Here is a 13,557-nt window from a genome sequence, read left to right on the forward strand (position 1 = left end):
GCATGTGCATGGCCCGTGAGTCCGGTTTTGGCCCATCACGTCATTTCGCGTGCGCGAACAATCAGGTCGCTGTCAGAGCGAAGCGGACATTAGATGGATGGCAAGATAGGCCGGTTCGGTCGAGAATGGACCCAAACCGGACTTCGGCCCGATTTTCACATTAAGTAGCATTGTGATGCCTGCGGCCGGGCTCGACGCAAAGCTGGTGAAAGTCGCGCCGGAGCGGATAGTGAGCTTCGGCCTGCGCCGAGTGGGTCAGCGTCCGGGCAGAACGCCGCATTAGGACACCGCGCGGCCGATGTCGTCGGCTGCGTGGCGGGTCATCTTGTTGCCTATTCGGCACACCCGCAGGAAAACAGTTCCTTCCCGCGCCTGCCCGTGAAGACAGAAACGCGCAGTGCCTGCAAAATGGGATTCAAGTAACACTCGCGTGGGGTGGGGGCGTGGAAATCGACAGGCAGCGGGCGGTCGCGCAGGCGGCGCATCTGACGTGCGCGAATTGCGACACTTGGGATAAGAGCATCGGGCAAGCAGGGGACCGGGCGCGGCGCCTGCGGACAATTTCGGGCGCCCCGACGGCGATCGCTATTCTGCTGTGGGCGGCCACGATGCTGGCCGGCATCGTGCCCAAGCCTGCGGCCGCGCAGAACGCGACCTGGCTGCAGACTCCCGTCACGAATGGCTTCTTCGACGCTGGCAACTGGAGCACGGGATCGGTGCCGACCGACACGGCGACCTTCGGCGTCTCCAATACGACCAATCTGAATCTGTTCGTCTCTGGCTGGAGTAATAACTCAGTCTACAACGCCGGTCAGCAGGCCACCCTGAGCGGGATCAGGTACGTGGCGCTGACGGGCAACTTTAATGTTACCCCGGGCAGCGACCCGACCGTTTGGGCGACTGTGCCCTTTGCCTGGAGTAATAACACAGCATACAACGCCGGTCAGCAAGTCACCCTGAACGGGATCAACTACGCGGCGCTGACAGGCAACTTTAATGTTACCCCGGGCAGCGACCCGACGGTTTGGGCCGCATTCACCGGCGACAGGATCGGTGGCATCACACTCACTCCCGGCGCGTCCAATTATAACTTCTCCCTCGGTGCCAACACTTTGACGTTCACCGGAGCGGGAATCGTGGTGAACGGTGGCAGTGTCAACCTCGTGAACGACACTGGTGTCCTGAATTTCGATGGCAGCAGCACGGCGGGCAGCGCCACGATCACCACGAACAGTGGTGCTCACACCTTCTTTGCCGGTTCTGCAAGTGGCGGAACCGCGCGGTTCATTCTCGACGGCACCGGCATCCTTGACATTTCGCAACTCACGAATGGCAGCACCACCGCCGGCTCGATCGAGGGCCCTGGCACTATCTTTCTCGGCGCGAACAACCTGACCGTTGGCGGTAACAACCTTTCGACAACGTTCTCCGGCGCGCTGCGGGATGGTGGCACAGCCGGCGGTACCGGCGGCTCGCTCACCAAAGTCGGCACCGGCACACTGGCGCTGTCCGGCGTCAACACCTACACCGGCGGCACCACGGTGACCGGCGGGCTGATCAACTTCAGCAGCGTGAGCAATTTCGGCACAGGCGCGATCACGCTCAGCGGCGGTGGCCTGCAATGGGCGACCGGCAGCACCACCGATATCTCCGCGCGGCTCGCCGCGTTCGGCGCGGGCGGTGCGAGCTTCGACACCAACGGCAACAACGTCACGCTGGCCTCTACGCTCGCCGGTATCGGCGGTTTGACCAAGCTCGGCCAGGGAGTGTTGACCCTTTTCGGCGTCAACATCTACACCGGGGGCACCACGGTGACCGGCGGGCTGATCAACTTCAGCACCGTCAACAATTTCGGCGCAGGCGCGATCAGGCTCAACGGCGGCGGCCTGCAATGGGCGACCGGCAACACCACAGATATCTCCGGCTGGCTTGGCGCGTTCGGCGCGGGCGGCGCCACCTTCGATACCAACGGCAACAACGTCGCGCTGGCCTCCGCGCTCTCCGGCACGGGCGGCCTGACCAAGATCGGCCTGGGCACGCTGACGCTTTCGGCTGCCAACACCTATACGGGCGGCACGATCGTCAGCGACGGGGCGTTGCGGGTGCTGGGCGGGGCCACGCTGGGCGCTGCGAGCGGCTCGACCACGGTATCCGGTGGCACGCTCGACCTGGGCGGCACCACCCAGACGCAGGCCGCATTGAACCTGTCCGGCGGCACGGTCCAGAACGGCAACGTCAATGCATCGATCACGTCGACAGGCGGCACACTCAACGGGCTTGGCGGCACCGCCAGCCTGACCACGACGGCCGGCACGACCACGCTCCTTGGCACCAACAGCTACACCGGCGCCACCAATGTGAATGGCGGTGTCCTCGATGTCGAAGGCATCATCACCGCCACCTCTGCGGTCATGGTGAATGCCGGCGGCGTGCTGACCGGCACCGGGATTGTCGATCCGCTCACCACGACCATTGCCTCCGGCGCCGCGCTCGTGCCGGGCAACGGCACGCCGGGCACATCGCTCACGATCGACGGCAATCTCGCGTTTCAATCCGGCGCGATTTATCTCGTGCAGGTCAATCCGTCGACGGCGTCATTCGCCACCGTGACCGGAACGGCGACGCTCGGCGGCGCCGCGGTGAATGCGGTGTTCGCCAATGGCAGCTATATCAGCAAGACCTATACGATCTTGACCGCGGCCGGCGGCGTGTCCGGCAGCTTCGCATCGAATGTCGTCAGCACGAACCTGCCGGCGAATTTTTCGACCGGCCTCAGCTACGACGCGACCCACGCCTATCTCGATCTGTCGCTAAATTATGCGCCGGGTGGTGCCGTTCCCAATTTTGGCAGCGGCTTGTCCGGCAATCAGCAGGCCGTGGCCAATGCGCTCGTCAATTCCTTCAACGCGAACGGGGGCATTCCGCTGGTCTATGGCGCGCTCAATCCCGCAGGATTGACCCAGGCTTCCGGCGAGCTCGGCACCTCTTCGCAGCAGACCACATTCAATGCCATGAGCCAGTTCATTGGCGTGCTCACCGATCCCTTCATGCAGCGGAGCAGCGGGCCGGGCTCGGCGAGCGGCGCGCCGGGCTTTGCGGAAGAGGAGGCGGCGAGCACCTATGCGGTGCGCAAGCGGACCGATGCGTTCGCGATGTTCACCAAGCGCCGCCGGTTCCTTTCACGCAGCGATGGAGCGTGTGGGCGACGGGCTTCGGTGGTTCGCAATCGACCGACGGCAATGCCGTCACCGGCTCCAACAACACCACGAGCAACATCTACGGCGCCGCCGTCGGTGCAGACTATCTGTTCTCGCCGAACACGCTGGCCGGCTTCGCGCTCGCCGGCGGCGGCACGAGCTTTAGCGTCAGCGGCCTCGGCGGGGGGCGCTCCGATCTCTTCCAGGCCGGCGCCTATCTGCGCCACTTCAACGGTCCGGCCTATATCTCGGCTGCGCTGGCCTATGGCTGGCAGGACATCACCACCGACCGCACGGTGACAATTGCCGGCGTTGACCGGCTCCGCGCAGAGTTCAATGCCAATGCCTATTCCGGTCGGCTCGAAGGCGGCTATCGCTTTGTCACCCAAGGCGTCGGTCTCTCGCCCTATGCCGCCGGACAGTTCACGACGTTCGACCTGCCGGCCTATGCCGAGCAGGCCGTGGCGGGCGCCAGCATCTTTGCGCTCGCCTATGGCGCCAAGAGCGTCACCGATACCCGGTCCGAACTCGGCCTCCGCGCCGACAAGTCCCTCGCCATGCCGAACGGCGTGCTGACACTACGTGGCCGTCTCGCCTGGGCGCATGACTTCAATCCGGACCGCAGTGTCGCCGCCACGTTCCAGACGTTGCCCGGCGCGAGCTTTGTCGCCAACGGCGCAGCGCTGGCGTCGGATTCAGCGCTGACCACCGCCTCGATTGAGATGAAATGGCTGAACGGCTGGTCGGCCGCAGGCACATTCGAGGGCGAATTCTCGAACGTCACGCGCTCCTATGCTGGCAAGGGCGTGGTGCGCTACGCGTGGTGACACTTCGGCTTCTGGCCCTTCGCGACATATTGCGCCGCCGCGTGAGCTTGGTCGTTAACGGGACAAAGCGGACATCAACCAGCCGACAATCCCCACCAAGTCCGTCGAAAGTGACCCCACAAGAGACATTGCGCTCCGATGGCGGCCCGACCGTCAGGGCGTTTAGGGTTCACGCTGCTAGCGTGGCCTTCGACCGGCGCTTTTGGGCAAGTGATGAAATGGCCTCGTGGAAGCGATTGCCGCTTTGCAGCGCCGACTAAGGAGACTGGGCGATGTCGGGCCTCCGCAACGTCTGCCCCCGCTTCAAGACCCACCGCTAGCGCCCGCAACGCAAGACGCGTAAACTGTGCTCCATCCATCCGGGAGCTAAGCATGGGCACGGAGCGCCTAGAGCGACGGCTCACAGCCATCCTCGCCGCTGATGTCGCGGGCTACACTAGGCTGACCGGCATGGACGAGGAGGGCACACACCTTCAGTTGAAGGAACATCTGCGTGTTCTCGTTGATCCCAAGATCAGCGAGCACCGCGGACATGTTGTCAAGAACACCGGCGACGGAATATTGGCCGAATTCAACAGCGTAGTCGATGCAGTGCGCTGCGCCGTCGACGTGCAGCGCGGTATGGCTGAACGCAATGTCGGTCTGCCGCAGGAGAGGAGAATCGAGTTCCGCGTTGGCATCAATGTTGGAGATGTCATCATCGATGACGGTGACATTTTCGGAGATGGAGTGAACGTAGCAGTACGTCTGGAAGGAATCGCGGAGCCGGGCGGCATCTGTGTTTCGGCTCCAGTTCAGGAGTACGTACGAGGCCAATTCGAGATTCCCTTCGAGGAAGTGGGCGAGCAATGGCTCAAAAACATTGATAGGCCAGTGCGTGCCTACGCGATCAAGATTGGGACCCAGGCCTCGTCTGCGCCAAGGAACGGCATGCCCCCCGTACCGAACGTGCCGCGCCTTTCGATGATTGTACTGCCGTTTGCCAATCTCAGCGGCGATCCGGGGCAGGATTATTTCGTAGATGGCGTCACCGAAGACCTTACCACAGAGCTATCACGACTCGCCGGCTCCTTCGTGATCGCACACAACACTGCCTTTACCTTCAAGGGCAAGTCCGTGGACGTAAAGCGGGTCGCGCGTGAACTCGGCATTCGCTACGTGATTGAAGGCAACGTCCGAAAGGCTGGTCAGCGCGTCAGGGTTGGTGTCCAGCTGATCAATGCCGAGACCGGTGCTCATCTATGGGCTGATCGTTTCGATCGAGAAATCTCTGAGCTTTTCGAGCTGCAGGATGCAATCACCGTCGAACTCGCACACGCGCTCGATGTGCAGCTTATCGAAGCCGAGAGCCGTCGCAGCGAGCGTTCGACAAACCCAGATGCGTTAGACTTAGTCATGCGCGCTCGTGCACATCTCTTCCACGGCTGGTCTCGCGCAAACTCTGTCGCGGCGATTCAGCAATATAGAGCGGCGCTGCAACTCGCCCCCGACAACGTTCGGGCTCTGGCAGAGTTGGCGGACGTGCTCGCAAGTAACATCGGGAGCTTGTGGAGCGAAGCACGCGACGAAGACCTACGTCAGGCTAAGGCCATGTCGGCACGGGCTCTCGCGCTGGATCCGTCTGATGCGTACTGCCATCATGTCGTGGGGGTTGTGCTTTCTCTACAAGGGCGCTTCCGGGAAGCTATAGACGAATTCGAAGCGGCGGTCCGACTCAACCCGAATTTGCATTTCGCGCACTGTGGCCTTGGTTCTGCGAAGGTTCTTTCGGGTCTGGATGAGGAGCCCCTGGTGCACTTCAACGACTTCATCCGCCTCAGTCCGCGCGACCCATTTTTGTTCCGAGGGTACAGCGGCATTGGCTGGGTTCAATTTTTGCTCGGCGACGATGTTCGAGCGATTGAGATGCTGCGCAAGGCGATTGGATTGAGCCCTAACTATTCTCTGGCTCACCTATGCCTCGCTGCCGCTCACGGCATGCAGGGTCACGTCGACGAGGCGAGCGCCGCACTCGTCAACTATCTCCGGACTAGCCCGTCCGCCCGGACCATTTGCGAACTACAATCGCTTCGCCCATCCAAGAATCCATCTTATCTGGCCAAATGCGAAAGACTGTACGAAGGGCTGCGCAAGGCGGGGATGCCAGAGAGGTGAACCCGCCCGCCGGCCCCGGTGTTGAATCGCGTGCGATCGTCCAAAATAGTCCAACAGGGGAGCACCTGGAACGCCCGCTTCTGGCCCTTGGCCACAATTCGCGGCATCGCATCGATTCGATCGCTTTCGGAGCGAAGCGGCCATTCACCGAACCGCAGTCAGCTGGCGCGCTAGAAGAAGTTCTTGACCCTTATCACGTCATGTAACATATATAGTTACATGAGACGAGACAGCCGATTATCGGGCGTGCTCCACGTCCTGCTGCACATGGCGCAGCAGCCTGGTCCCTTCACGTCCGAGACGTTGGCCAAGGCGATGGACACGAACCCGGTGGTGATCCGCCGCATCATGGCAGGTCTGCGGGACCTCGGTTACGTCCGCTCCGAGAAGGGGCACGGCGGCGGCTGGACGCTGGCTTGCGACCTGTCGAAGGTGACGCTGCGCGACGTCTACGCCGCGCTCGGCAGTCCCCCGCTTCTGGCCATGGGCAACCGGACCGAAGCGCCCGGCTGCCTCGTCGAGCAGGCCGTCAATGCCGCACTCGATCAGGCATTTGGCGATGCGGAGGCGCTCCTGTTGTCGCGCTTTGGCGAAGTGACACTCGCGATGCTGGGCGCCGATCTGCGCAAGCGCCTCGGATCCCGAAAGCTTCAGGGCATGAGCGCGCATCACGCGTGATGGGCTCCATTCAGCAATGGCAATATCGTGACCGACATTCAAAACGCGTTCGCCGATCCGCAAGCGGTGGCGAAATACACCGAGGGACCGCCGCGGTTTGTTCCCGGCTACAACGCGATGCTGTCCATGGCGGCGATTCTTCTGGCCGAGCGCGCAACCGAGGATGCAAGGGTACTCGTTCTCGGAGCCGGCGGTGGCCTGGAGTTGAAGGCTTTCGCGCAGGCGCAGCCGCGCTGGACCTTTGATGGCGTCGACCCCTCCGTGCCAATGCTGGAGCTCGCCAGGCAAACGCTGGGTCCGTTCGCCTCTCATGCGCGTCTCCATCAAGGCTATATCGACGATGCCCCGGAGGGGCGGTTCGACGGCGCCACCTGCCTCTTGACCCTGCACTTTGTGAGTGCCGAGGAACGGCTGCGAATAGCCTCCGAAGTCCGCCGCCGCCTCAAGCCAAACGCGCCCTTCGTGATTGCCCATTTCAGCATTCCCGATGGCGACGATGAGCGCCCCCTGTGGCTATCGCGATATTCCGCGTTCCTGGCCGCATCCGGAGTCGAGCCGGACAAGGCGGCCGCGGCCCGCACGGCGATCGATAAGCAATTGAGCATTCTGGCGCCGGAGCAGGATGAGGCAATCTTGCGTGACGCTGGCTTCTCCGATCCGACGCTGTTCTACACCGGGTTCACCTTCCGCGGCTGGGTAGCGTACGCCTGAGGCGCCGCCGCTTGCCGCCATAACCGGGCAGTCGCTAGTCCGCGGCGATCGCCAGCTACTCGGCAAGCCTCGCAAGCGGATTTGCGGCTGCTTGTTGTTCACTCAACGCCTGGCCCTGTGCCATGCGTCGGCGGATCATTGCGACAACCGGACCGACCTGCTCGAAAGCCCGGTCGTGAGCGTCATCGCCCGCGACTGCCAGCTTCGTCAGGTCGTAGACGTCGATCCGATCGCGCTTGAGCTCGCTTTGATAGGGCTCCTGGTTCGGATCAATATCGCCCAGCCGGGCGACATCCCCCCCAAAGCGTCTTCGACAGCGAGAGCGCTCCATCGTCACGCGAGACGAACAGGGAGATTGGGGGCCGCGCGCCTCCTATCCTGTTCAATTGCGATCTGAAGACATCGACATCGACATCGGGAGCGACCAGCATCGCATTTTTCAGCTTGCTGCGTCTGGACGCAACAGCCGGGCCACGGATCGCACGCGTACGAAGCGCTTCCAGGGCGATCCAATTGCCCATCGAGTGAGCCAAGAGATAGACCTCGGAAACAGCGGGCTGGCTGTCGAGCGAGCTCAAGACGTTATCGAGCGCGTCCCGCGAAAAGTTGGCGCTTTCCCGGTCGTAAGTATAGGCGCGCAGCCTCAGTTCGCCCCGCGATGGCCAGGTGAAGAGCACAGGAACGACCGGCGCCTTTGAATCGTGAACAATCTGCGCGAAGCGATACACCGCATCATCGAAGCGATTGTTGAAGCCGTGGACGAACACAAGCACCTTGTTACGACCCGACTGCTTCACAGCCGCCGCGACGGATGCGGCGAACCGCGTTTTGTCGAGATAGTCCGCCGAAACGGTCGTGAAGTCCCGATGAGGGTCGCCGGGCAGGCTTGCAGGCCATTGTACTTCACCGACTTTCCGCGAAGCATCGGGCGGTATCGAGACGGTCACCTCCGCAAACGAGAGCTCGTCCGAGCGCTCGCCGCTGAACATCTCGCCCGGATCGACGTCGGATCGCCGGCGATTTGTTACGACATAGATCGGAACATTCGTGTTTCCTGGAGCGGCTTGCGCTATTGGAACGAGGACACCTTGCGACGGACGCCCGGCGCAACCGCCAAGGACGGTTGCGACCGATAAGGCAAACCAAATCGCTGGAGCAATGATGCGACTCGTTCCAGTCACCGACAACACCCATAACTTGACGCACTGATGCAAACAGCCCGCGGTCCGAATCCGCGCGGGCAGCCCTAGATTTCCACCATTCTATACCGGCTGAGCGTGCCGCGGTGTCGCAGCGAGGCAACACCTGGACCTGCAATTGCCAGACATTGCTCTGCATCCCCAGGTGAACCAAAACGGGACAAGGAAGATGTGAATGTCGAGCGTCTCGCGTCTCACGCCTCAGCCAGGCCGCTTGCCCGCGAAGCAAAATCAGCGAACACGGCGGCCGCTTCGCCGAGATTATGGCAGCCGCAGCTGTCGAGCGAGGAATGAACACGCAGGTCGAACAGCTCGATCCAGAACAAGGGTGCCTCGGGTAAACTGCTTCCCAACGCTTCGAACATGCTGATCTCGCAATCCCCCACACGTTCGAGCGCAACCACTCGGGAGCCGTGGGCGATATAGGGAATTCCGAGCAGCTTTTCGTAGCCTCGCGTTATTTTCAAACGAACGGAGGCGTCGTCGTCACAGCTGGACATCAAGGTCTTCGGACTTTTTTTTGGGGGGGAAGGCCCGCCCTTGAGGGCGAAAGTCCGATTTAAGTCACACGACACCCGGTTTCTTGATATCGTGAGCCAATAATTTGACTTCTTACGCCGCGATCACGGAACCCGAGACCGTTGCGGCAACGACGAAGGGGTTTGGTGTGCCGGCTGCCCGCCTGCAGGCGATACCCAGTGCGACCGGCGCAATCGCCCGCCTGGTATGGACGCGCCTGCTGGAAGCAGGCATCCCGGCAGACAGCTTGTTGTCCAAGGTCGGATTGACTGTCAAGCAGATCGAGGACCGCAAGGCGCGCCTCAGCGCTGAAAGCCAGATCCGATTTCTGGAGCTTGGCGCCGAGGCATTGCAGGACGACGCCCTGGGGTTTCACCTCGCACGCGACTTCGACCTTCGCGAGATCGGCCTGCTCTACTATGTCGCGGCGTCTTCCAGGACAATCGCCGAAGCCCTGTCGAAGGCCGAACGCTATTGCCGACTCGCCAACGAGGGGATTTCGCTGCGATTTGCCGCGAAGGAAATGGCGATTACGCTGAGATATGTCGGTGTGAAGCGGCGGTCGGATCGGCACCAGATGGAATTCTGGCTCACCTCGATCGTTCGAATGAACCGCGTCCTGTCAAATCGCCGCATGGCGCCGAACCGGATCAAAGTAGCCCATCACCGTCGCGCGATGCCCGCAGAGATAAGGTCGTTCCTCGGTTGCCAGATCGAGTTCGGGTCCGATGTCGATGAGATCGTCCTCCCTCGATCCGCGGGACCCATGCCGATCGAGAGCGCCGACAACTACTTGAACGATCTGCTGGTGACATATTGCGAGGAAGCACTTGCGCACCGGAAGCCCGGCGGGGGTTCGCTCCGAGCGTGCGTCGAAAATGCGATCACGCCGTTGCTTCCCCACCGCGAGGCGCGGGCCGAAGAGATTGCTCGCCGTCTGGGCATGAGCCACCGCACGCTGGTGCGGCGCCTCGCTTTGGAGGGATTGACCTTCGCCGGCATTCTCGACGAGTTGAAGATCGACCTCGCCAAGAGCTATCTAAAGAAAGATGAACTGTCGATTTCGCAAACCGCCTGGCTCCTCGGCTACGGCGAGATCAGCGCATTCACCCGCGCCTTCAAGCGCTGGACCGGAGTGACGCCAAGACAATGGCGTGCCGACGGCCATCCCAAACGCGCCAGCGACGTCAACGATATGCCTCCTCGCGCAAGGAACGCGCAGACGAGCGCCTCCCGGCGGTAGCACGGGGAGAGGCATTGAGATATTCGCACCTTGCACCCGCTTGGCATGCGCCAGATCGACTCGAATGCTCGCCCGCACGGGTGTCCCCGACACCAGGCCCGGCAAGATCGCGCACTGAAGTTCAATTCTCGTATTACCCCCTCATTGCTCGCGAACGCCAGCCTTTCTCAGTCCCTCGAGGATGTCGTCGAACTCCCGACGAAACTGCGGGTTGCTCGAAAGTGCGTAGCCGAATTGTTGGAGCCATTGGACCGTGAAATCCGGCCGGGTTGCATTCAATTCGGCTAACATTTGTTGGGCCATGTCCAATTGGCCCGTGGCTCCATAAGCTGAAACCAGATCCGCATACGGCCACCAGTCTAATTTGTTCAGATTGATCGAGCGTCTGCATTCCTCAACGGCTTCGCTATATTGGTGCACATGCACGTGAGCATGACAGAGGAAGAAGTGCCATCTGCCAGCGGCCGGATCTTTGGGGCTTAGGCGCAAAGCGATCTGAATGGGAGAAAACGCTTCGCGCGCACGTCCCGCCGTAACAAGTGCGATCCCCCTTGATGCATACGCGACCGGCGAATTAGGGTCGATTTCCAAAGCGGCGTCGTATTCAGGCAGCGCTTCCGCGGGATTTCCGGAGATCAAAATGTTTCCCTTGGCTATGTACGCGTTTGCGGTCGCCGGGCGTTTTGCAAGAACTTGATCAATTAGCTTGCTCGCCGCCTTTTTGTCCTCGGCCACGGACGTTGACCATCCGTTGACCACGTCACGGGCTATGCACCACGCTTTCCCGAGAATTGCGTCAATGTTGTCTAGATCGAGGCGCAGCGCGCTGTCGAACAAGTCTATTGCCTGCGCGTTCGTTACCTTGTTCCCAGGCTCATAGACCTTTGCCCAGCCGCGCATGCTGAAATCCACAGCATCTGGCTTCGTTGGCTGCTCCATTTGGCTGCGCCGGCTTTCGGCCTCGATGAGTTGGACGTTGAGAGAGCGCGCGAGCCGCGCCGTGACTTGCTCCTGCAAGGCCGCAAGATTCGTCCGATCACCGTCAAAACGGTCCGACCAGACGTCGCGGCCGGTTGACAGGTCGGTCAGCGACACATTCATACGGACCAGATCTCCAGCCCGCTGCACCGCGCCCTGTACGGCCCAACGAATGCCAAGGTCCTTGCCGAGCTTCTTGAGATCGACCTGTTTGTTTTTATAGGTGAAGGCCGTCCCGCGCCCGATCACAAACGCCCCAGGCATTTGCGCGATATCGGTCGTCAGGTCAGTTGCGATACCGTCTGCAAAATAATCCTGCTCTGGATCATTGTTGAGGTTTGCAAATGGCAGTACGACAAGCGACAGGCGAGGAATGATGGCAGGCCGATCCGTGGCCTCTCTCTGTGTCTTTTGCCCTTCCGGCAGCACCTCGCTGCGGACCACGTTCCAGACATTCCAATAGCCAACGAGGCCGCCGGCCACCGCACCCACGGCGGCAATCGAGGCGAGCACGCCGCCGGCAGACTGCAAGCGCGCCCAAAGCCGGCGTCTAAAATTCCGGTCTGATGGCACTTTGTCCGGCGGACCAATTCCAGATTCCGGCGTATCTGATGGCTCGTCTGCCTCGGAGTTCGTCACCTTCACCTCCTGCCCAGGAGCTGACGTCACATCGAAGAAGGTAGCACACTCTTAGAGATTGAGGTCGGTCAACGCTGCTGACAAGGTTCGGCTCGATCTTCGCTACCGCAACCAATGATTGCCGAACGTCCGCCGCAGCGCGTCTTGGCCCGCATTTGGATGCGCGCCAATGAGTGCGCACTTGTAAGTGCTGCCAGAATCTCCGTCCTCGTCGAAATGTTAGAAGACTAGCGCCGCCCGATACTCCATACATTGCTCCATGAAGAAAATCGGATTTCTGTCCTTCGGACACTGGACGCCGTCGCCGCAATCACAGACCCGTTCGGCGGCGAATACGCTGCTGCAATCGATCGAGCTTGCCGTCGCGGCGGAGCAGCTCGGCGCGGACGGCGCCTATTTTCGTGTGCATCACTTCGCGCGCCAGCTTGCCTCGCCCTTCCCGCTGCTCGCCGCCGTCGGCGCGAAGACCAGCAAGATCGAGATCGGCACGGCCGTGATCGACATGCGTTACGAGAACCCGCTCTACATGGTGGAGGACGCAGGCAGCGCCGATCTCATCGCCGGCGGGCGGCTCCAGCTCGGCATCAGTCGCGGCTCGCCTGAGCAGGTGATCGATGGCTGGCGCTATTTCGGCTATCGGCCGGCTGACGGCCAGAGCGACGCCGACATGGGTCGGCGACACGCGGAGGTCTTCCTCGACCTTTTGCGCGGCGAAGGCTTTGCGGAGCCCAATCCGCAGCCGATGTTTCCAAATCCGCAAGGCCTCTTGCGCCTGGAGCCGCATGCGCAGGGCCTGCGCGAACGGATCTGGTGGGGCGCCGGCTCGAACGCGACCGCGGTCTGGGCGGCCAAGCTCGGCATGAATTTGCAGAGCTCGACGTTGAAGAACGACGAGACCGGCGAGGCCTTCCACGTGCAGCAGGCCGCGCAGATCCGCGCCTATCGGGCCGCGTGGAAGGAAGTCGGCCACACCCGTGAGCCCCGCGTGTCCGTGAGCCGCAGCATCTTCGCGTTGATGGACGATCGCGACCGCGCCTATTTCCCTCGCGGAGGCGAAGGCGAGGACCAGATCGGCTTCATTGATCCGCGGACCCGGGCCATCTTCGGCCGCTCCTATGCCGCCGAGCCGGATGCGCTGATCGAGCAGCTCCGCCAGGACGAGGCGATCGCCGAGGCCGACACGTTGCTATTGACCATCCCCAATCAGCTCGGCGTCGCCTACTGCGCGCATGCGATCGAGGCGATCCTCACGCACGTCGCGCCGGCGCTTGGGTGGCGGTGAGGCCTGGGGCCGCAGCCATGCCTAGAGCCATTTCCGTTCCGATGGAATCGGAACGGGGCTCTAGATTCTTGTTTTGACGCGTTTTCTTTACGCGAACCGGCCTCCACTTCGCTCGAAAACGCTCTAAGCG

Annotated in this window: 9 protein-coding genes and 2 pseudogenes; 7 read left to right on the top strand and 4 right to left on the bottom strand. The window is 61.8% G+C overall.

Annotation, left to right across the window (positions count from 1 at the left end):
- Positions 1-608: 608 nt before the first annotated feature.
- From AC630_RS48370 to AC630_RS22075, 5 genes and pseudogenes are all read left to right on the top strand, one after another.
- A pseudogene (locus tag AC630_RS48370) lies at positions 609-1,016 on the top strand (carbohydrate-binding protein); the annotation flags it as partial.
- 489 nt (positions 1,017-1,505) lie between these two features.
- Positions 1,506-4,024 (top strand): annotated as a pseudogene (locus AC630_RS48375) (autotransporter outer membrane beta-barrel domain-containing protein); the annotation flags it as partial.
- 372 nt (positions 4,025-4,396) lie between these two features.
- Positions 4,397-6,178, top strand: coding sequence for an adenylate/guanylate cyclase domain-containing protein (locus AC630_RS22065; RefSeq protein ID WP_074120566.1), 1,782 nt, complete (start codon positions 4,397-4,399; stop codon positions 6,176-6,178).
- Positions 6,179-6,397: 219 nt separating this feature from the next.
- Entirely contained in the window at positions 6,398-6,856 is a 459-nt protein-coding gene (locus AC630_RS22070; RefSeq protein ID WP_074120567.1) for an Rrf2 family transcriptional regulator, read from the top strand.
- A 27-nt stretch (positions 6,857-6,883) separates the two neighbouring features.
- Positions 6,884-7,567: a class I SAM-dependent methyltransferase gene (locus AC630_RS22075; protein WP_074120568.1), complete on the top strand. Its 684-nt coding sequence runs from the start codon at positions 6,884-6,886 to the stop codon at positions 7,565-7,567.
- A gap of 55 nt (positions 7,568-7,622) precedes the next feature.
- Here the strand turns inward: AC630_RS22075 and AC630_RS48380 are convergent, their stop codons facing one another.
- From AC630_RS48380 to AC630_RS22085, 3 genes are all read right to left on the bottom strand, one after another.
- A complete protein-coding gene (locus AC630_RS48380; protein ID WP_502691528.1) occupies positions 7,623-7,898 on the bottom strand; it encodes an alpha/beta hydrolase in 276 nt (91 codons plus the stop codon).
- On the bottom strand, positions 7,837-8,556 hold the full coding sequence (locus tag AC630_RS22080) for an alpha/beta hydrolase (RefSeq protein ID WP_074120569.1): 720 nt from the start codon (positions 8,554-8,556) through the stop codon (positions 7,837-7,839). The genes AC630_RS48380 and AC630_RS22080 overlap by 62 nt, the downstream gene beginning before the upstream one ends.
- A 404-nt stretch (positions 8,557-8,960) precedes the next feature.
- Positions 8,961-9,266 carry a hypothetical protein gene (locus AC630_RS22085; protein WP_245330483.1) on the bottom strand — a complete coding sequence of 102 codons (306 nt, stop codon included), beginning with the start codon at positions 9,264-9,266 and terminating at the stop codon, positions 8,961-8,963.
- Positions 9,267-9,370: 104 nt separating this feature from the next.
- Between AC630_RS22085 and AC630_RS22090 the strand changes: the two genes are divergently transcribed.
- Complete coding sequence (locus AC630_RS22090) at positions 9,371-10,528, top strand: AraC family transcriptional regulator (protein ID WP_245330484.1); 1,158 nt, start codon at positions 9,371-9,373, stop codon at positions 10,526-10,528.
- Between the two features lie 141 nt (positions 10,529-10,669).
- Here AC630_RS22090 and AC630_RS22095 read toward each other — a convergent pair whose 3' ends face one another.
- The gene (locus AC630_RS22095; RefSeq protein WP_074120573.1) at positions 10,670-12,145 is read right to left on the bottom strand and encodes a tetratricopeptide repeat protein; all 1,476 of its coding nucleotides are present in this window, start codon (positions 12,143-12,145) and stop codon (positions 10,670-10,672) included.
- 259 nt (positions 12,146-12,404) lie between these two features.
- On the opposite strand from AC630_RS22095, the gene AC630_RS22100 reads away from it, so the two are divergent.
- On the top strand, positions 12,405-13,427 hold the full coding sequence (locus AC630_RS22100) for an LLM class flavin-dependent oxidoreductase (RefSeq protein WP_074120570.1): 1,023 nt from the start codon (positions 12,405-12,407) through the stop codon (positions 13,425-13,427).
- The last annotated feature ends 130 nt before the right edge of the window (positions 13,428-13,557 follow it).

Source organism: Bradyrhizobium sp. AS23.2 (assembly GCF_001908185.1).
Lineage (GTDB): Bacteria > Pseudomonadota > Alphaproteobacteria > Rhizobiales > Xanthobacteraceae > Bradyrhizobium.